We start from the raw sequence: 21,770 nt of genomic DNA on the forward strand, positions 1-21,770 counted from the left end.
TCGCATCACGCCGGAACCATCAGCAGGGCCCCGAGCCGGAGAACCGGCTCGGGGCCCTGCCGTACTGCGCCGGGTCCCCCGAACCCCGTACGCGGTACGGCTCCAGGACTTGGCCGATACTGATCTGTGTGGACTCCACTGCATCATTCGGCATTTGACTCCTGGGATGCAGAACGTTACTCACTGTGGAAAAGGCAGGCTAGCCGCGGAACGCGGCCCCTGGCCGGATAACGCGACGGTGAGTGAGGAAGCTCCGATGAACGCGCCCGCTGCCGATGACAGCCGGATGCGGACGCTGGTCCGCAGTGATGATCTGGACGAGACACGCGAGATGATCAGCACCGCGTACAGCCCTTACGACCTGCGCGTTCTCAACAAGCCGCAGGACTTCTCGGCGTGGTACGCGGAGGGCGGCTTCCCCGGGGTCACCCTCTCCGCGTTGAGCTACGGCACGGAGACGCTTGTGGCGCCCGAACCGCTGACGACATACCTGCTGATCTGCCAGGTGCACAGGGGCCGGGTACGCGTGGAGTCGCCGGGGCGCGAGGAGCAGTTCGTCGACACCGGGGAGACCTACATCCTCGACCCGCACCGGAGGTTCAAGGTCTTCTGGGGTGCCGGGGCCCGGATGACCACGCTCCGGCTCTCCCGGGAGGCGGTGGACCGGGCGGCGGGCGAGGCGCTCGGCCGCGAGGAGCCGGTCCGGGCCCGGTTCGCGCTGGGCGGCCCGGTCTCCGCTGCGGCGGCGGAGAGTTGGTCGGGGGTATCGGCGGCGGTACACCGGGAGGTCATGTCGGGCGGTGTGGCCCACACCAACCCGCTCATCGCGGCACAGCTCACCCGGACGGCTGCCGCGACCCTGATGGCGACCCATCGCCTGCTGCCCGCCGAGGAACCGGTGCGGCACGTCGGAAACGTCGCCCATCCGGCCGTACGCAGGGCGATCCAGCTCATGGAGGAGCGCAGCGACCAACCGCTCTCCCTGTCGGACCTGGCGGTGGCGGCCAGGCTGAGCCCCCGCGCCCTGCAGGAGGCGTTCCAACGGTACGTGGGCCGGACGCCGCTGGCCCACCTGCGCGAGATCCGCCTGGAGCGCGCCCATCAGGACCTGCTCGCGGCGGACTCCGACGGCCCGGTCACCGTCGCGGAGATCGCCTTCCGCTGGGGCTTCTCCAACCTGGGCCGGTTCGCGGACTGGTACCGGCGCCGCTACGGGCACGCCCCGTCCCTCACCCTGCGCGGGTGAGCGGCGGCGCCCGTACGCGGGTGAGGGACGGGGCTCGGATGCGGCGCCTCGTCACGCCCACGTCTGGCGCAAAAGCACTGTAGGGGAAACTGCGTCCGAAAACGGGCCTGTCCAAGGTGTACGCCGCCCTCTTTCATACGGGTCGGAGGGAGCGACCCGGAGCGCAGGGGCCCGGCTCCCTCCTGTCCCCCGAAACCGCACACGCCGCAAGGGATGCCCATGTCGCGAAGATCCCTCAGAACCGCAGCGGTGGCGGCGGCGTTATCCGCCGGCGCGTTCTCCGCACAGCCCGCCCAGGGCGCATCCGCGGCCATCGCCGACCCGCCCGACGACCGGATCGTCATCGACGTCGCCACGGTCAACGGTTCCGGCTGCCGCGAAGGAACCGCCAAGGTGGCGGTCGCCGAGGACAACACGGCTTTCACCGTCACCTACAGCGACTACCTGGCCGAGGTGGGACCGAACTCGAAGCCCGTCGACCGCCGCAAGAACTGCCAACTGAACCTGATCGTGCACGTGCCGCAGGGGTTCACCTACGCGATCGTCTCCGCGGACTACCGTGGCTACGCCTATCTGCAGCCCGGCGCGACCGGCCTGCAGAAGGCGTCGTACTACTTCCAGGGCTCCCCCGACACCGCGGCCACCAGCCATCCCTTCACCGGCCCGCAGGATGCCAACTGGCAGGCCACCGACTCCACCGACTGGGGTCAGGTGGTGTGGAAGCCCTGCGGTGAGCAGCGCAACTTCAACATCAACACCGAGGTGCGGGTCGATGTCGGCAGCTCCGATCCGACCACGACCAGCTTCATGACGATGGACTCCACCGACGGGGACATCAACACGACCTACCACTTCGCCTGGAAGCGGTGCCCGTCCTCCTGAGCCGCACGGACATCCGCTGACGGTCGTGGCCGGCCCGGGACAGCCGGTGCCGGGCAGGGCCGGAGCGAGCGTCCGGGACCTCGGCCCATCCCCACCGGGCGGTGGGGGTTCCGGGCGGCAGCGGCCACCCCTACGGCCGGCCCGGCACTGTCCCGGCGTGGGCCATAGCAGCGCGCTAACAGAAAAATGTTAGTACCCGAACTCCTCGAATTCCGGAAACCTGAAGCCGGTACTTCCCTGGACGCCACGCGCGGGACATCGCGCGTCTTCGGAAACGAGGAGCCTTGCGAATCACCAGGATACTCCCCACACTCATAGCCGCCCTGCTGGCCATTGTCAGCCTCGGCACCGCCGCGGCGGCTCAGGACCACTCCCCCACCGGCCCGCCCAGCGCACCTGGCGCGTCCGCGGCCGGCACCCGGGACAGCGGCCCACAGCCGATCATCGGCGGCGGATACGCCCAAAGCGGGCCGTGGGCCGCCCGGTTGTTCTCCGGCGGAAGACAGACCTGCAGCTCGACGATCATCGCCCCCACCTGGATCCTCACCGCCAAGCACTGCGTCAGCGGCGGCCGGTTGTCCTTCCGGATCGGCAGCCTGGACCAGACGAGCGGCGGCATCACCGCCAACGGCATCCAGGTCTCCACCCACCCCTCCGCCGACCTGGCACTGGTCCGCCTCGACCGGTCCGTCCAGGCGACCTACGCCCGGCTCGGCCAACCGGGCTCGGTGTCGGTCGGCCAGTCTGTGCAGGTGTACGGATGGGGCGCCACGTCCCGCTGCGGACAGGAGATCAACTGCCAGTCCCGCTATCTGAAGTACGCGAACGTCGTGGTGACCGGCGGCTGCCGGGACGCGTACTACGGTTCGGCGATCTGCGCCCGGCGCGGTGACGGCATCACGGCGGGCGGCGATTCGGGCGGCCCGATGATGGCGAACGGCACGCAGGTCGGTGTCGCCTCCACCAGCGACCGGCAGTCGAGCACCGCCTACACCAATGTCACGCGGTACCGTTCCTGGATCCAGTCCGTCGCGGGCGTCTGAGCGCCCCGGACCGGCCGTCGTGGCCGCCGGTTCCCCGTGCGCGACCTGACACGGGGAACCTCGGCGCCCGGCCGCCCGGGGACGGGGACGTCCGGCGAATGTCAGGGGTGGCCCGCCGTGGGGGCACCTGCGGCCATCATGGAGACCAGAGCCCCGGGGCTGTCCGGGCCGAAGAGCAGGTCGAGCCCTGCTGCGGACTCGGCGGCCCGCTCCGCGCTGCGCGGGAAGAGGACCTCCTCGTAGGCGGTGAGGGCCTTCTCCCGGTCGCCGGGGTGGGCTGCGAGGGCCTGCGCGAGTTCGGCACCGTCCAGCATTGCGAGGTTGGCGCCCTCACCGGCGAACGGGGACATCAGATGGGCGGCGTCCCCCAGGAGTGTGACGCCCGGCACCCGGTCCCAGCTGTGGCCGACGGGCAGGGCGTGGATCCGGCGCGGGACCAGGCGGCCGTCGGCCTCGGCGAGCAGCGCGCGCAGGCTCGGGTGCCAGTCGGCGAAGTGCTCCAGAACCGACTGCTTGGCGGCCTGCGTGTCGGTGAAGTCGATGCTGTCGAGCCAGGATTCGCGGGCCCGCACGGCGACATAGACATGCAGACTGCCGTCGGGCTCCCGGTGGGCGAGGAACCCCCGGCCGTCCTCCGGCGCGAAGAACATCCCCCCGCCCACCAGCGCCGCGGCCGCGGGGTGGCGGAGGTCGGCGTCGAGCAGGTCGAGTTCGACGAAGGAGATGCCGGTGTAGGCGGGCCGGGCGGGCGAGAGCAGCCGGCGGACCCGCGACCAGGCACCGTCGGCGCCGACCAGCAGGTCCGTCGTGACGACGCCGCCGTCGGCGAACGTCACCTCGTGGCGGCCGCCGTCCAGCGCACGGACGGTGTCGGCCTTGGCGTTCCAGCGGACGGTGCCCGCCGGCAGCGCGCCGAGCAGCAGGTCCCGCAACCGGCCGCGGTCCACCTCCGGTCGGGTGCCGGTCCCGTCGTCCTCCTCGGCCATGCGAAGGGCGGCATCCTTGCCGACGATGCGCATCTCCTGGCCGCCGGGGTGGATGATGCGACGGAACTCGGCGGTCAGGCCGGCCGCCTCCAGGGCGAACTGGCCGTTCTCCTCATGGATGTCGAGCATGCCGCCCTGCGCGCGGGCGTGCGGGGAGGCGTCCAGATCGAAGACGGCCGCCTCGATGCCGTGCACATGCAGGACGCGGGCGAGCACGAGTCCGCCGAGACCGGCGCCGATGACGGCTACAGGATGATGCAGGGGCATGAGGTCACCTCACTGGATGGTGAGAACAGGGCCCGCGACCGGAGTCAGGCGCGGGGGGTGTGGCGAATGCCGTTCAGCAGCACACGGAAGGCCCATCCGAGCCGCTCCTCGGGGGTACCGGTGAACAGATCCGCACCGACGGCGGCGAGTCGCGGATGTGTGGCGGCCGGGGTGTCGGCCAGGGCGGTTCCGGCCTGCGACCGTGTTGCGGCCCCCGCTCTCCCGGCTTCGTCCCCGGTGGCGTGCTCCGCCGCTGTGGCGGTGGCGGTCTGCAGCAGGACGTCGACCCCCCAGGCCGCCCGGTCGTCCGGGACGCCGCCCTCGTGGAGCAACCTCAGCAGCGTCTCCAGCAGGGCGAGGTAGTGCGGGCCGGACGGCTGGACGGCGAGGGCGGCGCGGGCCAGTTGCGGATGCGCGAGGAGGACGCGTGTGTAGGAGTCGAGAACGGCCACGGCGCTCTCCTGCCAGTCGCCACCGGGCACGGCGGGATCGAGGTCGACCTCGCCCAGCAGCCCGTCCAGTACGGCCGCGTGCAGTGCGGCGGTGTTGCGGACATAGACGTAGAGCGAGGCGGGTCCGGTGTCCAGCTCCCGCGCCAGCCGCCGCATCGTCACACGCTGCAGACCTTCGGCGCGCATCAACGCGACAGCGGTGGCGACGATGCCCTCTCTGCTCAGAGCGGGCTTGGCGGGCCGCTCCCGGCGGCTGCGGGGCGCGGCGGAATGCTGGGCGGTCACCCTCCGAGGATAACGAACATGTTCGTCACGGACAAGTTCGTCACGACCGCGTTCGTACCGCCGCCGGTCGCAGCCGCGGCAAGGGATGGTCCCCGTGGCCGGTCGCTCCGGCCACGGGGACGTGCGGATCGGACGGCCACCGGCCCGGCGGCCCGGGTACCGCGCGAACCCGCCCCCGAACCGGCTCCGGCGACCCGCCGACAGACGCCCGACCCGGGCCGAGGCGCACGTCGGTGCCCCCTGTGCGGCGCCGGCACGACGCTCCTCCGCGCACGGGAGCCGCCCCCACGACCCGGCGCTCACCCCTCCGCACGCCAGACGAGCGTGTAGCGCCAGAAGAGGCGACGGCGCAGGTGCGCGCCGGGAAGGGTGCGGCGGGCCTCCCGGGCGATCTCGGCGAAGTCCCGCTCCGGCGAGCGGGTCACGGCGGTCATCGAGAGCGGGGGCTGCCCCGTGCGCCCCCTGTTGCGGTACCAGCCCACGGCGGCGTTCAGCGGAACCGCGGCGGTGCCGAGCGCGTGGTCGCCGACGCTCCGCGCCCGGGCGCAGCCGACGACCACCAGCGTGCCCCCGGGCGCCAGTCGGCGGCGGAATGCGCGGAGTGCCTCGCCGAGCGGCAGATGGTGCAGGACCGCCACGCAGGTGAGGACGTCGTACGGGCCGGCGGGGAGCCCCTCGGGCGCGTCCGCCACCGTGAAGGTCACCGGAGCCGTCTCGGGGGTCGCCGCCACTGCCCGGGCGGTGAGCACCGGATCGGAGTCGACCGCGTGTACCTCGCGTGCCCGCGTCGCCAGCAGCCTGGCCAGGTCGCCGCTGCCGGAGCCGACGTCCAGGGCGCGGTCGAAGCGCCGGGGAAGCCGGCGCAGGATCCAGCGGTGGTAATGCGCGTTGTGGTCCCAGGGATGTGCCGCGTTGAAGCGGTCCAGTGCGCCGAGGATCCGGTGCGGCAGGGTCGTCATGGGGCAAGTCCATCACCGGGCGCGTGGGCCCGGGTACCGTCCGCCCGAAAGGGCGGGGCCGGGACCTGGTAGCGCAGCGGAACCACAGCCGGCGACGGAACCGGGGGTGAGCACCCCGCGGTGGGCCCCCGCACGGGAGGGCGCACGCGTCTCCGGCTCAGGCAGCCGCCGGTACCTGGCCCTTCGGGGCCCGCCCTCCTTTCTCCGCACCGCCGACCCCCCGGACCGCCGGGATGACGGCGGCGACCACGGCGGCGACGAGAGCGACTCCGCAGCCGATCAGCAGCCCGGTACGGAATCCGGTCTCCGAGGCGAGGCGGTGCCCGCCCAGGGTGATGGTCGACTGCGCCAGCACGACACCGATGACGGCCGAGCCGATGGTGGTGCCGAGCGAGCGCATGAGCGTGTTGAACCCGTTGGCGGCAGCCGTCTCGGAGAGCGGCACCGAACTCATGATGAGGGCGGGCATGGCGCCGTAGGCGAGGCCGACCCCGCTGTTGATCACGATGCCGACGACCATCAGCCCCCATGCGGAGCCCATCAGCGCCAGGGACAGCCCGTACCCCGCGGAGATCACCAGGGCACCGCAGACGAGGGCGAGCTTCGGACCGCGCGCGTTGATCAGCTTCCCGCCGAGTGGCGAGACGATCATCATCATCACGCCGCCTGGTGCCATCCACAGTCCGGTGGCCAGCATCGACTGCCCCAGCCCGTACCCGGTGATCTCGGGAAACTGCAGAAGCTGGGGCGCGATCAGCATGAAGGCGTACATGCCGACGCCGACGAGGACCGAGGCGACGTTGGTGAGCAGCACCGGGGGGCGGGCGGTGGTGCGCAGGTCGACAAGCGGATCGTGGGTGCGCAGCTCCCAGGCCCCCCAGGCGGCGAGGGCTGCTACGGCGACGGCGAACAGGGCCAGCGTGGTGCCCGAACTCCAGCCCCAGTCCGCGCCCTTGGAGATCGCCAGCAGCAGGCACACCAGGCCGACGGCGAGACCGAGTGCGCCGGGGGCGTCGAAGCGCTGCCCCTCGGCACCGGCCGGGACGTCCGGGACGAGGAACCAGATCAGCGTCCCGATCAGCAGCGCGAGTGCAGCCGAGCCCCAGAACAGGGCCCGCCAGTCGGCGTACTCCGCCACCGCTGCGGCAACCGGGAGCCCGATGGCGCCGCCGATCCCCATGGAGGCGCTGACCAGGGCGATGGAGCCGCTGAGCTTCTCGGCCGGGACCACGTCGCGCAGCAGTGCGATCCCCAGCGGCACCATGCCCATACCCATGCCTTGCAGTCCCCGTCCGACGATCATCGGGACGACGGAGGAGGAGAGGGCGCACACCACCGAGCCCACCACGAGCGGAACGGCGCAGACCAGCAGCATCCGGCGCTTGCCTATGAGGTCGCCGAGGCGGCCGGAGACCGGCACGCACACTCCAGCGACCAGCAGCGTGACGGTGATCACCCAGGCCGCGTCGCCGGGCGTGGTGTGCAGGATCCGCGGCAGCTCGGCGATGAGTGGGGTCACCAGGGTCTGCATGACCGCGGCAACGGTGCCGGCCAGCGCGAGCGTGGCGACGACGCCGCCAGTGCGGGAGGTCGGCTGGGGACCGTCCATGACGGGACTCCTCTGTGGGGGTTCGGGGTTCCACCGGCGCGGGGGCGGTGGCGCGTGAACAGGGATGTGCATCATACATATGATGTGCATCGGCCATATCGCATGCGCCATACACCCTGCGTGATACACAGGACCACTGGAGGCACGCTCGGCCGCCCGGCGCGCGGCCCCCGAAGGAGGCACATGGACGAGGCCGCGCGCCAGGTGGAGTACGAGCAGATGCTGCTCAGCCGCTATCTCCACCTGCACAAGTCCAAGGGGCGGCGCAAGGACAGCACGCTCGACCGCAGCGCCTACATCCTGCTCAGCCGGATCCGGATGCAGGGGCCGATGTCCATCGGCCAACTCTGCGACGCCTTCGGCCTCGACGCCTCCACCCTCAACCGGCAGACCGCCGCAGCCGTGCGCGCCGGACTCCTGGAACGCATCCCCGATCCGGACGGCGGCATGGCCCGCAAGTTCCGCACCACGGCCGAGGGCGAGCAGCGACTGGACGAGGAGCGCGAAGGCACTGTGCGCAGCCTGGAGCGGATCATGGCCGACTGGGACGACGAGGACATCGCCGCTTTCGCCGCCTACCTCAAACGCTTCAACACCGACATCGAACGTCTGGACGGCCGCCCCTGGCCCCGGCCCTGACACGGCCGAACGCACGACACACCGCCCGCCCGGGGCGCCGGGCGGCGCCGCACCCCGCCGCGCGCCACACCCCGGCCGACCCAACCGGCGACCACGCGCTGCCGTGGGCGCGGACCGGGCAGAAGCAGAGCCACCGGGCGGCTCCGGGGACACGGAAGCCACCCGGAAGGCGGGGCCCTGCTGCCAGGGCCGCAGGCGGAGCGCTCCCGCGCCCGGCACGGGACCGCGGCGGGGCGACGTCGCCCCGCCCGTCCGGTTGCAGGTTGTCCGAGGACGGGGTTCCACTCGGACCCGAGCGCACGTCACCAGACCTGTGCGGCACCGGTATCCGCCCCTGGCCGTACCGAGGTGTCCGTCCACGGTCCGACCGGCGGCAGGGCCCTACGGCCGGCGGGAGTTCGTTCTACGGCCGGACTCCGGGTGGCAGGACACCGGAAGTATCGGCAGGGCCGACCCGGACCCTTCCCGGAACCCGGGCGCCCGGATCCAGGAGGAGCACGATGTCCGCTGAACATCCCCCGGCCGCTGTCCGTACGGCGCGGGTACGGAACACGCTCGGTGGTGGCCCGCCGGCCACGGTGCCGGGTGTCCCGGTGTGGGCACGCCGCACCGCGGCCGCCGTGGTGTGGGTCTCGCTCCCGTCCGGGCTGTGGCGGGTAGCCGCCGTGCTGGGCGTCCCGCTGGGACTCGGCCAGAGCGAGTACGACGCGATGATGGTGCCGGGGTGGGGCCTGCTGGTACTGCCGCTGCTGTCGCTGCTGCAGGAAGGGCTCGCCTGGCTGACACTCGGGCTGGTGCGACCCTGGGGAGAGGTGTGGCCCCGGTGGTTGCCCCTTCTCGGCGGGCGGCCGGTGCCCGTGTGGGCCGCGGTCGGACCCGCGACCTTCGGCGCTTTGGCGTGCGGCGTCTACGGCGTGCTGCTCCTCTGGACGACCGCGCACGCGCAGATGGACATCACCCCGTGGGGCAAGTGGCTGCTCGACCTGTGCTACGTGCCGATGGTCGCCTGGGGGCCGCTGCTGGCTGCGGTGACCGTGCATTACCACCGGCGCCGCACCCGCCCCGGGCGGCACACGAATTCCGCGCACTCCTGACGTAACCGGCCCCGCCGGCGCGAGAGGAGCGGCAGGACAGCGCGCTTCCTCCGCGGAGCTGTACGGACGCGACGCGCGCGGGTGGGGCGCTCGGCGGCGACCACGGCCGGGCCGGCAGCCGCAGGCCTGCTCACCGGCGCACCGCGGCCGAGCGCCGACTGCCGGACCATCTCCTGCGCCACGGTGACAGGACCGGGACGTCGACCGGATTCACCTGCCGCAGCCCTTCCGGCCGGGAACGCACCGGCCGGGCGGCTTCAGCATGGCCGGATCGGGAGCCGCGGGCGGTCTGCAACGGTTCGACGGCGACACGGTGAAACCGTCGCCGGGCGCACGATGGCGGCGCATCCTTGCCTGGACGCCGGGGCCGCACTCGGCCGCCGGCGGGCCCCAGGAGCCAGAAGGGAAAGAGCCGATGCCCATACCCGTGTGCTCGCTGATCATGAACGAGAACCAGAGAGTCGCTTCCGACGGCGCCTACCACGTGGTGCGCTTCCCGTTCGGCGGAGGCGAGTCCTACGACGCCGAGGGCATGCACCAGGTACGGCAACCGGACGGCTACGACGTCTCCGACTGGCGCGCCGACGACCGGTCCGGACTGATCTGGCCCGCCGTCGACGGGTGGGGCGTCGTCACCGCCATGATCCAGTGGGAGCCCGGCGACTACAGCGAGCTGCGCGACCAGGTCGTACGCGACCCGCTCGGCCTCACCGACGACCCGGTGGACACCACGGCGACGGACCATCGGCGCCCCTCCCCCGGAATGCAGTGCTTCACCAAACACCATGAGCTCTTCGTGCACCCGGACGTCCCGCTGGCCATCCGCGTCGCGCACGACGACTCCAGGTCCCGGGATCTGGTGCACGCACAGTTCAAGCTGGCGATCCACACGTCGACTTGACCCGGCCTCGAGGGGCCGGGCTTGGAGAGGGCGTCCAACTGACCGTCCGAGCGGGCTCCTCCGCCCGACACCGCACCCATGGGGTGGCAGGGACCCGTGAACTCACGCCTTGCAGGCGGGGAGTTCTCCAGCCGGGCGCAAGCCCCGCAGCGGAGCCCGACCCGTACGGCCGGACTCCCGCCCCGCCCCGCCCGGCCGGAGAGCCGGGTCGGGCGCTTCAGGATGCGAGGGGACGGGTGGGGGGTGTGTTCTTCCTGTCCGCTCCGTGGCGTGCTGTGTGTTGTCGGGTGGGTGTGTCAGTAGGCGGAGTCGACGTTGTCCATGGTGCCGTAGCGGTCGGCGGCGTAGTTGCAGGCGGCGACGATGTTGGCGACGGGGTCGGTGAGGTCGTCGGGGGTGCCCTTGACGTGGTACTGGTCGAAGGTGGGCTGGATGACCTGGAGGAGTCCCTTGGAGGGGGTGCCCTTCTTGGCGTTGACGTCCCAGTCGTTGACGGCGTGGGGGTCGCCGGCGGATTCGCGGATGATGTTGCGCTTGATGCCGTCGTAGCTGCCGGGGATGTCGTGCTTGGCCATGATGGCGCGGGCCTCGCGGATCCAGCCGTCGAGGTTGTCGGCGTACTCGCCCTTGCCGCCATCCTTGCCGTTCTCGGTGCTCTTGGTGTTCTTGGCGGCGTGGTCGGCCTGGGCGGTCAGGTGCTGGGCGGTGGCGGCGGCCTGGTGGGTGGCGGGGCCGGCCGTCTGGGTCTGGGGCTGGGCGGCGTGGGCGGTGCCGGTCAGGGCGGTGGCGGCGATTCCGGCCGCGCCCAGGGCGGTCAGGCCGCTGACGGCCAGGCGGCGGGTGGGGCGGACGGTACTCAGGGCGGTGAGAGTGGTGCGCATGAGGGGCGGGGGACCTTTCGCGGGGGGACGTGGCGCCGCGTTCCGGCGTGGGGGTGCCGGTGGTCTGGTTGCGGCGTGGGGCCCACCGTGCGGGAGGCACCCCCCACCCGGGCAAACAGGTGACCTACGACCCGTATTCGTCCTCCGTGCCGATCCGGGGCCGTGACCCCCTCACCCACCCCGATACCGGCATTTCGGACATACGAGGGTGGGTCGTAGGTGACGTGGACCCTATGGGCGGCCTCACAACCCCCACCCCCACCAGACCCCCTCACCACCACACCCGGCAACCACCCCCACACCCACCGCCACAACCCGGGAAGCCGCCAGGAGCGGCACATCACCCGGCCCGGGAGCCCGCCGTGTCCGCTCGTCGGGCCAGCCGCAGGAGTTCGTCGACCGGATCGCCGTGGAAGACGGCACGGGCCGCCGCGGCCGGCCGAGCGCGGGCCGGGCCGGGGAATGCCAGCTCATGCGCGCTGCGCGCCGGTTCGTCCGCACCGGCGACGTATCGGGAGAGCCCGGCCTGCGCCATGGCCCGCACCCCCGCCTCGGCGTGACCTGGCAGCGGACGGTGACTGATGACGGGCAGTCCCGCCGCGAGCCCCTGGGCTGCGGTCTGGCCGGCGGCGTTGTCGAGCAGCACATGGGTCGCCGCCATCAGGCCCGGCAGGTCGGTCACCCAGCCGAGCGGCAGCAGGCCGGGGTGGCGGGTCGCGCGGTGCCGCAGCCGGGTGTCGTTCCCGCACAGCAGTACCGGAACACAGCCGTGGTCCGCGAGTTGCCGCGCCGTCTCCATCAGTCTGGCGCCGACACCCCAGGCGCCCGTGGACATCAGTACGGCGGGCCGCTCGGTGGAGAGCGGGCGGGTGTGCTGCGCCGCCGCTGCCACGTGCCGGTCCAGCAGAGCCCGCCAGCGGCCGTCGCCGTCCTGGGGCCGGAAGAACTGTGCGGGCACCACCGGTCCCGTGCTCCGCGCGGGGCCTCCGAGGGCGGAACGCACCTGTGCGGCGGCGGCCTCGGTGACGCACAGGTGGAGATCGTTCCCCGGGTGCAGCCAGCCGCGGTGGACGGCGAAGTCGACCACGACGACCGCGGCGGGCACCTCCAGCGCTCCCCGGGCCCGCAACCGCCCGGTCACCTGTGCGCTCAGATGGAAGGTGGGCACGACGACATCGGGACGCCACTCCGCGACGGCCCTCAGGAGCGGGCGCTCGGCGAGTGCTGCCAGCGGTGCGCTGCTGGGGCGCGGTCCGGGCGCGGCGGCCGTGGCGAGGAAGCTCGCGTACACGGCGCCGTAGAGCTTCGGCGCGTGCCGAACGGTGCCCCGGTAGCCGGTCCGCAGCGCCCGGCCGCTGCCCGCCGGAAGCAAGCCGAGGATGTCATGTACGACAGCCGGGTGACCGCGGGCCCGCAGCCGGTGCGCCAGTTCGTGCGCGACCGCGTCGTGGCCCGCGCCCATGCTGGCACTCAGCAGCAGGAAGCGGTGCGGCATGGGGCTCCAGGGTCGTCGGCGGGCGCGGACCGGCGCGGCCCCGGACGGGTTCGGCCGGGACAGCGCGCCGGGGCTCTGCGGGCGGCTGGACACGTCCGTAGACCCTCGGCACATCCGTAGACCAGTGTGCTGTCCGCTCGACGGCGGCGGCGTAGCGACACTCAGCCGTTCCGGCCGGGCGCCGCCGTGCCCGGGCCTCCGAGCGGCCCGGTCGCCGGCCTGGGGAGCCGAACAGGTGGTTCGGCGGACCCGGGCAGGGCTCCGGGCGGATACCGAGCGCGGTTGCCAGCATGCTGGAGCCGGGGCCGGTTGTGCCCCGGTACATGTTCCCGGCCCCGTCGGGGCCCGTACTGCTCACCGGAGGCGTCCGTGTTCGACAGGCTCGGCAGATCCGACGGCCGTACGACGCTCCCGCCGCTCCGGGCCCCTTCGCTGCGGCACCGCTACCGGCGGCATCCGACCGGTCGGCTGTCGGTGCCCGCCCGCGCCCGGCGGCTCGGGCGCGCGCCGTCGGACGCGGAAGCCGAAAGCCGGGCGCACCGCCCGGTAGCCCTGGTGACCGGCGCCTCCTCGGGGATCGGCGCAGCCGTGGCCGAGGAACTCGCGGCGGACGGCGCCTGGCGACTGCTGCTCAACGGCCGGGACGGTGGACGGCTGGGGCAGGTGGCGACCCGGACCGGCGGGGTACCGCTGGCGGCGGACCTGGCCGACGCGCGGTCCCGCGCGCAGCTGGCCGAGGAGGCCCTGGTGCACAGCGGCAGGGTGGATGCGCTGGTGGCGGGCGCGGGCATCGGCTGGGCGGGGTCGTTCGCCGCGATGCCCCCGGAGGACATCGACGAGGTGCTGGCCCTGAACCTGAACGCGACGCTGCACCTGGTGCGGCTCCTGCTGCCCGGCATGGTGGACCGGCGCTGCGGGCAGGTGGTGCTGATCGGTTCCATGGCGGGCAGCGTCGGGGTGCGCGGCGAGGCGGTGTACTCGGCGACGAAGGCCGGGCTCGCCGCGTTCGCCGACAGCCTGCGCTACGAGTTGGCACCGAGCGGGGTGGGGGTCTCGATGGTGCTGCCCGGAGTGGTCGACACCCCCTTCTTCCAACGTCGCGGTGCGCCCTACCGGCGCGACCGGCCGCGGCCCGTGCCCGCGGCGCGGGTGGCCGAGGCGGTGTGCCGGGCCTTGCACACGGGCCGCCCCAACGCGTATGTGCCGTCCTGGATGGCCATGCCCGCGTGGCTGCACGGGACCGCCCCGGGGGTGTTCCGCAGCCTGGCCCAGCGCTTCGGCTAGGCGCCCGCGTGCTGTGGACAGCTCTCTCGATCCTGCTGGCGGTGCTCGCCGCGATGGGGAACGCGGCCGCTTCGGTGCTGCAGCGGCGGGCGGCTGCGGTGGAGCGGCCGGGCCCGTCCGGGCGACGGTTGTCGTGGCTGCCGGGATTGCTGCGCCGTCCCGTGTGGCTGTGGGGCGCGGGCACACTGGTGCTGTCGGCGGTGTGCCAGGCGGGTGCGTTGGCGACGGGGCCGCTGGCCGTGGTGCAGCCGGTGATGACCACGGAGTTGCTGTTCACCCTGGTGCTGGGCGGCCTGGTGTTCCGGCAGCGGCCCGGTGGGCGGGCATGGGCGGCCTTCGCGGCAATGGTGGTGGGGCTGGCGGCGTTCCTGTGGCTGGTGTGGCCCTCCGGTGGGGCGGCTTCTGTACCCTCAGGCCGCTGGATGGTGATGGCGCCGCTGGTCGTCGCGCTGGTGGCGGTGCTGGTCGTGGTGGCCTTCCGGCTGCCCTCCGCGCCCCGGGCGACCGTGCTGGGCTCGGCCACGGCCGTCCTGTTCGGGGTGACGGCCGCGCTGATGAAGGACGCCATCTCCTACCTGGCGGACGACGGACTGGTGGCTCTGCTGACGGCGTGGCAGACCTACGGGGTGGCTGTCGCGGGCGCCGCGGGGTTTCTGCTGCTGCAGATGACCCTGCACGCCGGGACGCTGGTCGCCTCGCAGCCCGCGCTCACGCTGGGGGACGCGTTCTTCAGTGTGGTGCTGGGCGCCGCCCTGTTCGACGAGCGGCTGTCGCTCGGCTGGCGGGTGCTGCCCGAACTGGCCGCACTGGCGTTGATCAGTGTGGGGAGTGTGCAACTGGCCAGGTCGCCGGCGGTGGCGGGTACCTCCGAGAAGGAGATCTGGTGAACCGGTCCCGCCTACTGTCCACGCTGGTGGCCGCCCCGGCAGCTGTCGCGGCCGCGAACATCGCGCCGGCCGCCACCTGGCTTCCGCCGGTGCGGGCCGCGCTCAGCCCGAAGCTGGACGGGCGCGGCCGGGCCGACCACATCGCGTTGACCTTCGACGACGGACCGGACACCCGGTCCACCCCGGCCTTCCTGCGGGAGCTGGACCGGCTGGAGGTGCGGGCGACATTCTTCCTCCAGGGCGCCGCCGTGCTGCGCCACCCCGCTCTCGTGCGGTCCATGGTCGCCGAGGGCCATGAGCCGGCGGTGCACTGCTGGGAGCACCAGCCGCCCTGGCTTCCCCGCCCGGTCGCCGACCGCCGTGACCTGGAGCGGGCGCTGGCGGCCGTGCGCGAGACCGCCGGGACGGAGCCGCTGTGGTACCGGCCTCCGTACGGGGTGCTCACCGCGACCCGCTGGTGGGCAGCCCGGCGGCTGGGGCTGCGGCCGGTGCTGTGGACCGCCTGGGGCCGCGACTGGCAGGCGGGCGCCGGACCGGACAGTGTGGTCACCGCGCTGCGCGCACGTCTCAGCGGCGGGGCGACCGTCCTCCTGCACGACAGCGACCGCAACAGTGCTCCCGGCTCCTGGCAGGTCACGCTTGCGGCCCTGCCCCGTCTGGTCGCGTTGTGCCGGGCTGCCTCCTGGCGTATCGGTCCGCTGGCGGAGCACGGGCCGACGGCAGGTACCGCGGGGTCGGCCGAGGTGGAGCGGTCGCCGCTCACGGACTGAGGGGACCGCGCGGCCCGCCGGGGACGCGGGCCTCGGCAGCACCGCTCGACGCGTCCGGCCACCCGCCCCCGGAACGCGGCGGACGGTACCGCGCCGAGCGACTCGGGGCCGGTGCCGCGGGTCAGCGCTCCTGAGTCGCCGCGAGAGCGTGTACCACGTCCGCCGACGCCGGATAGAGGGCGCGGTAGAGGCCGTACAACTCCTCGTACCTGCCGGTGGTTCCGGGGTGCGGAGCGACAGTCCCGCGGAGGGGGTTCCATGTGTCGGCGGAGGCGTCGGTCACCAGTTGCGCGGCGAGCAGCGCGCCGCCGTAGCAGGCGCCGATCGAGGTGGTCCGCAACTCCTGGGCTCTGCCGGTGACATCGGAGACGATCCGGGTCCACAGCCCACCCTGGGTACCGCCGCCGACGGCGACGATACGGCGGATGTCCCCGCCCGCCTGCTCGATGGCCTCGATGTTGTGCCGTACGGCGTAGGCGGTCGCCTCGAGCGCGGCGCGGTAGAGGTCGCCGCGGGTGTGGCTCAGGGTCAGGCCGACGAGGACGCCACGGGCGTGTGGGTCCATGACGGGGGTGCGCTCGCCCGCGAAGTAGGGGAGCATCAGCAGCCCGTTCGCGCCGGGAGGCGAGGCTTCGGCGAGCCGGAGCAGCTCCGCGTAGTCCGGGGTGCCGAACAGTTCCCGGAGCCAGCCGGTGACGGCACCGGAAGTGGCCGTGCCTCCGGCGAGACTGCGGGTGCCGGGCAGGGCTCCGACGGTGCTCCACAGCGCCGGGTCGGTGAGCAGGCCGGGCACGGTGTGGATGAGGAACATGGTGGTGCCGTACATCAGCATCAGGTCGCCGGGCCGGTGCGCGCCCACGCTCAGCGCCTCGGCCCAGGCGTCCACGGTGCCGGTGATGACGGGGACGCCCGGGGGCAGTCCGGTGTGGCGGGCGGCCTCGGCGGTGACGGTGCCCGCGGCCTCTCCGGACCAGCGCAGCGGAGGCAGTTCGAGCCCGGGGGCGACCCGGTCGGCCCAGCGCGTGTACCACTGGTGCGCGACGGTGTCGTAGAGCGGGGTCGTCTGGCTCGCCGTGTGGTGGTCGAGCACGTAGCTGCCGGTCAGCCTGCGGACGAGCCAGGAACTGGAGGTGTAGAACCTCCGGGCGCGCGCGTACAGCTCCGGTTCCTCGTCCGCGATCCAGGCGATCTTGGCACCGGCGGCCTGGCTGCTCAGGTCGGAGCCGCAGCGGCGCCGGATCTCCTCGGTGCCCAACTCCGCTTCGAGGCGGGCGATCTGGTCGACGGATCGGGTGTCGACGCCGTAGAGGATCGCGGGGCGGAGCGGCGCGTCGTCGGCGTCGGTGAGCAGGACGCAGGGACCCATGCCGCTGAGCCCGACGGCGATGATCCTGACGTCGGCGGCCCGCGTCAGCTCCTGGGACAGGGACGCCAGTTCATCCCACCAGACACCGGCGTCCATCTCCACCCGCCCCGGAGCGGGCCGGTCGACGGTGTGCTCGCGTACGGCCGAGGCCAGCAGCGTACCGTCCAGCCCCACCAGTGCGCCCTTGCTGCTGGACGTGCCGATGTCCACACCCAGGACTGCGTTGACCGCCATGGCGGCAGGCTTCCAGGGATCACCAGCAGGGTCAACGTATTCCCTGATCAGCGAAGCGTGACCCGGTTGGCGCGCGGTCGGCGGGTCCCCGCGCGGGCGGCCCCGCGCGGGGGCGGCGCCCCGGGGCGAGCGTGGGTCCGGCCGGGCCGGCGCCATGTCCGGGATGACGGCATCAGGCAGGTAGTTGACCAAGTGTCAAGGTATACGCAGTTTTCCGGCCGTACGGCGGGGGAGGCAGCAGGCGAACCACTCGAAGGACCGCCCTCGACCAAGGAGCACCGCATGACACCGGTCACCGTACGGCCCCGCAGGGCCGCGGCCAGGTTCGCCGCCCTCACCCTCGCCGCGCTGACGCTGCTGTCGCTGCCCTCGGCCGCCACCGTGGCTGCCGTCGGCGCCGCCACCCCGCCGGGCCTGAGCTGCCACACCGGCAGGCACCACATCGACGAGTACACCGGCTACGCCCTGTGCAGGAACAACGGCAGGGCGACGCGGACCTTCTGGGTCCATCTGGTCTGTGGCTGGAGCCCTGACATCGACGGCGAACATGTCACGCTGCGGCCGGGGCAGTCGGGCCAGTCCACCGCGCACTGCAGCAAACTGGGCAGCGGAATCGGGCGGATCGAGGTGCGTCCCTGACCCCGGCGGTCAGCCACGTCCCGGCTCTCGGTCCGCTCCCAGAACCGACGCCGCGAACCGGTGGGCCAGCTTGCGCCACACCGGAGTCGAGGTGACGGCGTCCTCGGTCGCCCGGCGGTGCAGCTCCGCGCGGTCGAGGCCGCGTTCGGCGCGGCCCGACAGGTCCCAGGTCAGGACCTGGTCGGGCGAGGCCTCCGGATGGAACTGGACGCCCCAGGCCCGCTCCCCCACCCGGAACGCCTGGTAGGGGCAGCGCTCGCTGCGCGCGAGCCAGGCGGCGCCGGGCGGCAGCGCCGTGATGGCGTCCACGTGCCGCTCGACGGCCGTCACCGGCGAGGGCAGGTCGTGGAAGAGCGGATCGCTCCGCGCCTCGGCCCGCAGGGTGAGCGGAGTGCTGCCGATCTCGGGCTCACCGTGCTCCGCCGCGACCTCTCCCCCGGCGACATGGGCCAGCATCTGCCCTCCGAGGCAGATGCCGAACAGCGGCGCACCCGTGTCGAGCGCCTCGGCCACCAGGGCGCGGGTGGGCGCCAGCCACGGGGCACGTGTGTCGTCGTCGGGCAGGAATCCGCCGCCGAGCACCACCAGGGCTCCGCCCGCGAGCCTCGAGGGGAGCGGCGCCCCCTCGTGGGCCGGGACGGTCCGGACAGCGACGCCCGCTTCGGTGAGCCAGTCGCCGAACCGTCCCGGCCCGCCCTGCGGGGTGTTCTGCACCACCCATGCTGTCGCCGCCACCGCGCCCGCCTTCCGTTCAGAATCCACACCGGCCGCCGCGTTCGGGGGTTGACCCGGGTGCCGACAGGCCCGACTTCCGCGCCATGGTGACACGGCCCGCGGGCCCGGTCACCGGCATCCTGTTCGCCGGCCGCCGGGGCGACCGCCGCGGCGGCGTGCGCGTCCGACTCCGCCGCGCCGCACGTCCGAACGCAGCACAGAGCGAGGGCCGGACAAGGTGCGTACCCTGTCCGGCCCTCGCTCTGTGCGCGGCGCTGCTGCGCGCCGCTCAGGTCGTCACCCGGGCCGTTCAGATTCGGCCACGGGTCCATCGCGTCAGGGGGCCCGCGCTGTTCCGGGCGGTCCTCCGCCCCAGCGCGAACGCTCCCGCAAGCAGGGCGAGGAGGCCGCCGGCCGTGCCGGCGGTGAGGTTCCTGCGCTCCTTGACGACAGTCGCACCGGCGGCGGCAGCCGCGCCGGCCTTGGCCCCCGCGGACACCAGTGTGTCCTTGGCGGCCTCTCCCTTCGTCCTGGGGTTCTCTTCCGCGGAGTGCGCACCCTTGCCCGTGGCGGCGTTCCGGGCGCCGGGGTCGGCTCCGTTCGCCGGCACGGTCTCGACCGCGCTCTTCGCGCTGCGTCCCTTGGAGTTCTTCACCGGGTCAGCCATACCGCTGCGGGTGACCGCGCGACGCGGTCCCAAACCGAGGGATGTGCGTCCGCTTCTGTCGGTCAGCCGCCGTACATCCCGCGGAACACCACGAAGCCGAGCACCATACCGATGACGAGCCCGGCGACGGACACCCCGATCGCGACCGGTGCGAGTCGCTCCTGTTTGGACTTGGCGACGAAGCCGCAGATCATGCCCGCTATCCCGAAGCCGGGCGGGCAGAATATGAAGGCCACGGCACCGAGCACGATCCCGACGATGCTCAGCGTGTTGGAATCGTTCGCAGGCGGCGGGCCTGGCTGGTACGGCTGATTGGGCGGTCCTGAGTACGACACTAATTCCCCCTCCAGGGTCGGTGCCGCCACCCTATGGAGTGAGAGCTGTGCTGGGTAGCCCGTGTGACACCTCTGCAACCCGGGCTTGATCAGGGTGTGGCTGGAGTGACCGGGTGCGGACAATCGGGGGAGCTGTTCGCCGCCGCGTCGGCGAATCCTCGGAGGCCGGTGAGGAGCGCCTCGCGATCCGCGGGCGGCATGGCGGCCAGGATGCCGAGCAGGGCCTCTTCGCGCCGCTCGCGCAGATCGTGCAGATGCGCCCTGCCCTGCGGGGTCAGCCGCAGCTCCAGCTCGCGTCCGCTGGTGGGGCTCGGGGAGCGCGCGACGAATCCGATCGCCTCCAGCCGGTCGCAGAGCCTGCTGACGGACGACGGCGCGGAACCCAGCGCCTCCCCCAGCGCCCGCAGGTTCATTCCCTCGTCGCGGTCGACGCAGTACATGACGCGCAGCTGAGAAGGGGACACCGGCATGCGGGCGGTCGCGTTCCTGCCCTGCTCCCAGAGCACTTCCAGCAATTCGATGAACTCGCCCGCGCGCTGTCCGGCCTGCTGGGTGCAGCCGCCGGGCAGTGAGGGATCCCCGCCCATATCAGTACCACTCCCTAACGGCGGCACGGCCAGATCGGGATCGGCTCCCCGGCCCCGCGTCGGTGCCTGCGGAGCGGTGCCGACACGGGCCAGGGGCCGGACGCGCACGCCTGGACCCGTGCTGCTCCGCTGCGCGGCGGGCAGCCTCCACCGGTCCCCTGGGGCACCCGTCGTCGGCAAGCCTCTCCCTGAGCACCCCGTATGCCCGGTCAGCCGCCATGTCATGCCCGGCACGTCCGCGCCCCGCAGCAGGTTGGGGGCCGTGCCGGCGCCGCAGTGCTGCGCCACAGCGGTCGCTGAGGCCCGAGGCCCCACAGGCCCCGGATCCGGGCTCGCCCGACACCGTTCCACCGATTTGCCCCACAGCAGGACTCGGCCCGCCGGAGAAGACCGGGGAAGAGAGACTCCATGCCAACCGTCGGGGCTCTGTCCGCGGACCGCGCCGTGGCCCTCAACACCTCGGACGCCCCGGCGGATCGGGAGGAGCGCGAGTTCGACGACCCGCCGGGCAGCGTCTGGAGGGCCTGCGTCCTGCCGTACACCGGCATCACGGACATGCCGAACCGTCTTCCGCACGGTCACCGACGCCGACGCGGCACGCCGCGCCGACTGGCTGCGGCAGACCCGGGCGCCGGCCGCCGCGCTCCTGGACCGACTGCGGATGAGCTCCCGCCGCGGGGTCGTGGCGTCAGTGCACGCCCGGCCTGGTGCCGGGCGGCTGCTGACGGTGAGCGGCGGCGAGCCCGCCGGAGATACCGGGGTGGGAGGAGCGGCCCCGTTCGGCGCCCGCGCCCGTGGCGCGGGCGTTGAGGAGCGAGTCGAAGAGGGCCCGCCCCTCCAGCAGTGCGGCGCGCAAGTCCTCGGCCTCCGCCGCGTTCGAGGCCGTCCCGCCGCCGGTCCGTCGCGCGTCGTGGAGCTTCCGGTACCCCTGGACCCGCCGGGCGTGGTGCACCGAGAGCGCGGCGAGGCGTTCCTCCAACGGCAGCCCGGCGGGGTAGCCCCGCTCTTCGGCCAAGCGCTCCAGCAGCGTCTCGGCCGCAGCGAGTGCCCGGACCGGGGAGTCGACGAAGTCCTCCTGGACGGCTCTCCACTGCGCGAGGTAGCGCTCCCGCGCGGCGGAGGAGAGAGGGAGCACCGCGAGGGAGCCGTACCGGTCGAGCCGGCCGGCCAGCTCGCGCCGCGTGGTCCGGGTGTCGCCATGTCGCCGGGCCAGGACCCGCGTGTACTCGGGGCCGAAGCGACGCTCCAGCAGCTGCGCCTCCACGGCCCTCGCCCGCCGCCGGAGGCGGACCGCGACGACGAAGGCTCCGGCCAGGATCACGACCGTACCGGCGACGAGCAGCAGGACGAACATGTGCGCCTTCTCCCCGGCCCCCGGCGGGCAGCACCCGGGAGCCGTACCGAGGGGCGGGCCGCGGAGCACGGACCCGGCACCTGCCCGGCTTCCCGGATGCCTCGCCGGTAAACCACGAACCGCGGCCGCAGGGGCCGAATGCGTTCGGCAGCAACGGAGTTGACGGCCTGCCACCTGAAGGGGACGGTGCATGC

General features: G+C 73.2%; 22 protein-coding genes. 10 read left to right on the forward strand and 12 right to left on the reverse strand.

The window, feature by feature from the left end; translation table 11 throughout:
* The first annotated feature begins 256 nt into the window (after positions 1-256).
* From P2424_RS17820 to P2424_RS17830, 3 genes are all read left to right on the forward strand, one after another.
* Positions 257-1,246 carry an AraC family transcriptional regulator gene (locus tag P2424_RS17820; RefSeq protein ID WP_276476733.1) on the forward strand — a complete coding sequence of 330 codons (990 nt, stop codon included), beginning with the start codon at positions 257-259 and terminating at the stop codon, positions 1,244-1,246.
* Positions 1,247-1,465: 219 nt separating this feature from the next.
* A complete protein-coding gene (locus P2424_RS17825) occupies positions 1,466-2,128 on the forward strand; it encodes a DUF4360 domain-containing protein (protein WP_276476734.1) in 663 nt (220 codons plus the stop codon).
* A gap of 284 nt (positions 2,129-2,412) precedes the next feature.
* Positions 2,413-3,171, forward strand: a complete 759-nt coding sequence (locus tag P2424_RS17830) for a trypsin-like serine protease (RefSeq protein ID WP_276476735.1) — start codon at positions 2,413-2,415, stop codon at positions 3,169-3,171.
* A 101-nt stretch (positions 3,172-3,272) separates the two neighbouring features.
* Here the strand turns inward: P2424_RS17830 and P2424_RS17835 are convergent, their stop codons facing one another.
* From P2424_RS17835 to P2424_RS17850, 4 genes are all read right to left on the reverse strand, one after another.
* A complete protein-coding gene (locus P2424_RS17835) occupies positions 3,273-4,424 on the reverse strand; it encodes an NAD(P)/FAD-dependent oxidoreductase (RefSeq protein WP_276476736.1) in 1,152 nt (383 codons plus the stop codon).
* 44 nt (positions 4,425-4,468) lie between these two features.
* Positions 4,469-5,161 (reverse strand): TetR/AcrR family transcriptional regulator, encoded by a 693-nt coding sequence (locus P2424_RS17840; protein WP_276476737.1) that lies wholly within the window; start codon positions 5,159-5,161, stop codon positions 4,469-4,471.
* Between the two features lie 299 nt (positions 5,162-5,460).
* Entirely contained in the window at positions 5,461-6,120 is a 660-nt protein-coding gene (locus P2424_RS17845; RefSeq protein ID WP_276476738.1) for a class I SAM-dependent methyltransferase, read from the reverse strand.
* A 157-nt stretch (positions 6,121-6,277) separates the two neighbouring features.
* Positions 6,278-7,729 carry an MFS transporter gene (locus P2424_RS17850; RefSeq protein WP_276476739.1) on the reverse strand — a complete coding sequence of 484 codons (1,452 nt, stop codon included), beginning with the start codon at positions 7,727-7,729 and terminating at the stop codon, positions 6,278-6,280.
* Between the two features lie 183 nt (positions 7,730-7,912).
* On the opposite strand from P2424_RS17850, the gene P2424_RS17855 reads away from it, so the two are divergent.
* The 3 genes from P2424_RS17855 to P2424_RS17865 all read left to right on the forward strand — a co-directional run bounded on the left by P2424_RS17855 (position 7,913) and on the right by P2424_RS17865 (position 10,363).
* Complete coding sequence (locus P2424_RS17855) at positions 7,913-8,368, forward strand: MarR family transcriptional regulator (protein WP_276476740.1); 456 nt, start codon at positions 7,913-7,915, stop codon at positions 8,366-8,368.
* 500 nt (positions 8,369-8,868) lie between these two features.
* Positions 8,869-9,462, forward strand: coding sequence for a hypothetical protein (locus P2424_RS17860; RefSeq protein WP_276476741.1), 594 nt, complete (start codon positions 8,869-8,871; stop codon positions 9,460-9,462).
* 415 nt (positions 9,463-9,877) lie between these two features.
* Positions 9,878-10,363, forward strand: coding sequence for a hypothetical protein (locus P2424_RS17865; protein WP_276476742.1), 486 nt, complete (start codon positions 9,878-9,880; stop codon positions 10,361-10,363).
* A 296-nt stretch (positions 10,364-10,659) separates the two neighbouring features.
* On the opposite strand, the gene P2424_RS17870 is transcribed toward P2424_RS17865, so the two are convergent.
* On the reverse strand, positions 10,660-11,244 hold the full coding sequence (locus tag P2424_RS17870) for a transglycosylase SLT domain-containing protein (protein ID WP_276476010.1): 585 nt from the start codon (positions 11,242-11,244) through the stop codon (positions 10,660-10,662).
* 340 nt (positions 11,245-11,584) lie between these two features.
* Positions 11,585-12,739, reverse strand: a complete 1,155-nt coding sequence (locus P2424_RS17875; RefSeq protein ID WP_276476743.1) for a galactosyldiacylglycerol synthase — start codon at positions 12,737-12,739, stop codon at positions 11,585-11,587.
* Positions 12,740-13,291: 552 nt separating this feature from the next.
* Between P2424_RS17875 and P2424_RS17880 the strand changes: the two genes are divergently transcribed.
* From P2424_RS17880 to P2424_RS17890, 3 genes are read left to right on the forward strand one after another with little or no spacing between them, the layout of a single operon-like run.
* Positions 13,292-14,023: an SDR family NAD(P)-dependent oxidoreductase gene (locus P2424_RS17880; protein ID WP_276479012.1), complete on the forward strand. Its 732-nt coding sequence runs from the start codon at positions 13,292-13,294 to the stop codon at positions 14,021-14,023.
* 8 nt (positions 14,024-14,031) lie between these two features.
* On the forward strand, positions 14,032-14,910 hold the full coding sequence (locus tag P2424_RS17885) for a DMT family transporter (RefSeq protein ID WP_276476744.1): 879 nt from the start codon (positions 14,032-14,034) through the stop codon (positions 14,908-14,910).
* Entirely contained in the window at positions 14,907-15,680 is a 774-nt protein-coding gene (locus P2424_RS17890; protein ID WP_276476745.1) for a polysaccharide deacetylase family protein, read from the forward strand. Before P2424_RS17885 ends, P2424_RS17890 begins: the two co-directional genes overlap by 4 nt.
* Positions 15,681-15,801: 121 nt before the next feature.
* Here the strand turns inward: P2424_RS17890 and P2424_RS17895 are convergent, their stop codons facing one another.
* The gene (locus P2424_RS17895; RefSeq protein WP_276476746.1) at positions 15,802-17,280 is read right to left on the reverse strand and encodes an FGGY-family carbohydrate kinase; all 1,479 of its coding nucleotides are present in this window, start codon (positions 17,278-17,280) and stop codon (positions 15,802-15,804) included.
* 282 nt (positions 17,281-17,562) lie between these two features.
* Here P2424_RS17895 and P2424_RS17900 point away from each other — a divergent pair, with 282 nt between their 5' ends.
* Complete coding sequence (locus P2424_RS17900; protein ID WP_276476747.1) at positions 17,563-17,919, forward strand: hypothetical protein; 357 nt, start codon at positions 17,563-17,565, stop codon at positions 17,917-17,919.
* Between the two features lie 9 nt (positions 17,920-17,928).
* Here the strand turns inward: P2424_RS17900 and P2424_RS17905 are convergent, their stop codons facing one another.
* The 5 genes from P2424_RS17905 to P2424_RS17925 form a co-directional block, all read right to left on the reverse strand.
* Positions 17,929-18,654 carry a type 1 glutamine amidotransferase gene (locus P2424_RS17905; protein ID WP_276476748.1) on the reverse strand — a complete coding sequence of 242 codons (726 nt, stop codon included), beginning with the start codon at positions 18,652-18,654 and terminating at the stop codon, positions 17,929-17,931.
* A gap of 289 nt (positions 18,655-18,943) precedes the next feature.
* Positions 18,944-19,300 (reverse strand): hypothetical protein, encoded by a 357-nt coding sequence (locus tag P2424_RS17910; protein ID WP_276476749.1) that lies wholly within the window; start codon positions 19,298-19,300, stop codon positions 18,944-18,946.
* Positions 19,301-19,362: 62 nt separating this feature from the next.
* Positions 19,363-19,665 (reverse strand): hypothetical protein, encoded by a 303-nt coding sequence (locus tag P2424_RS17915; RefSeq protein ID WP_276476750.1) that lies wholly within the window; start codon positions 19,663-19,665, stop codon positions 19,363-19,365.
* A gap of 59 nt (positions 19,666-19,724) precedes the next feature.
* The gene (locus tag P2424_RS17920; protein WP_276476751.1) at positions 19,725-20,222 is read right to left on the reverse strand and encodes a MarR family transcriptional regulator; all 498 of its coding nucleotides are present in this window, start codon (positions 20,220-20,222) and stop codon (positions 19,725-19,727) included.
* Positions 20,223-20,910: 688 nt separating this feature from the next.
* Entirely contained in the window at positions 20,911-21,576 is a 666-nt protein-coding gene (locus P2424_RS17925; protein WP_276476752.1) for a hypothetical protein, read from the reverse strand.
* Positions 21,577-21,770 lie beyond the last annotated feature (194 nt).

It is taken from the genome of Streptomyces sp. WMMB303 (assembly GCF_029351045.1).
In the GTDB taxonomy this organism is placed as follows: Bacteria; Actinomycetota; Actinomycetes; order Streptomycetales; family Streptomycetaceae; genus Streptomyces.

Bases quoted from the DNA above. Each gene is read 5' to 3' on its own strand.
- P2424_RS17820 (WP_276476733.1), top strand. From the start codon at position 257: ATGAACGCGCCCGCTGCCGATGACAGCCGGATGCGGACGCTGGTCCGC.
- P2424_RS17845 (WP_276476738.1), bottom strand. From the start codon at position 6,120: ATGACGACCCTGCCGCACCGGATCCTCGGCGCACTGGACCGCTTCAAC.
- P2424_RS17875 (WP_276476743.1), bottom strand. From the start codon at position 12,739: ATGCCGCACCGCTTCCTGCTGCTGAGTGCCAGCATGGGCGCGGGCCAC.
- P2424_RS17835 (WP_276476736.1), bottom strand. From the start codon at position 4,424: ATGCCCCTGCATCATCCTGTAGCCGTCATCGGCGCCGGTCTCGGCGGA.
- P2424_RS17855 (WP_276476740.1), top strand. From the start codon at position 7,913: ATGGACGAGGCCGCGCGCCAGGTGGAGTACGAGCAGATGCTGCTCAGC.
- P2424_RS17870 (WP_276476010.1), bottom strand. From the start codon at position 11,244: ATGCGCACCACTCTCACCGCCCTGAGTACCGTCCGCCCCACCCGCCGC.
- P2424_RS17825 (WP_276476734.1), top strand. From the start codon at position 1,466: ATGTCGCGAAGATCCCTCAGAACCGCAGCGGTGGCGGCGGCGTTATCC.
- P2424_RS17900 (WP_276476747.1), top strand. From the start codon at position 17,563: ATGACACCGGTCACCGTACGGCCCCGCAGGGCCGCGGCCAGGTTCGCC.
- P2424_RS17925 (WP_276476752.1), bottom strand. From the start codon at position 21,576: ATGTTCGTCCTGCTGCTCGTCGCCGGTACGGTCGTGATCCTGGCCGGA.
- P2424_RS17920 (WP_276476751.1), bottom strand. From the start codon at position 20,222: ATGGGCGGGGATCCCTCACTGCCCGGCGGCTGCACCCAGCAGGCCGGA.
- P2424_RS17910 (WP_276476749.1), bottom strand. From the start codon at position 19,300: ATGGCTGACCCGGTGAAGAACTCCAAGGGACGCAGCGCGAAGAGCGCG.
- P2424_RS17865 (WP_276476742.1), top strand. From the start codon at position 9,878: ATGCCCATACCCGTGTGCTCGCTGATCATGAACGAGAACCAGAGAGTC.
- P2424_RS17850 (WP_276476739.1), bottom strand. From the start codon at position 7,729: ATGGACGGTCCCCAGCCGACCTCCCGCACTGGCGGCGTCGTCGCCACG.
- P2424_RS17860 (WP_276476741.1), top strand. From the start codon at position 8,869: ATGTCCGCTGAACATCCCCCGGCCGCTGTCCGTACGGCGCGGGTACGG.
- P2424_RS17895 (WP_276476746.1), bottom strand. From the start codon at position 17,280: ATGGCGGTCAACGCAGTCCTGGGTGTGGACATCGGCACGTCCAGCAGC.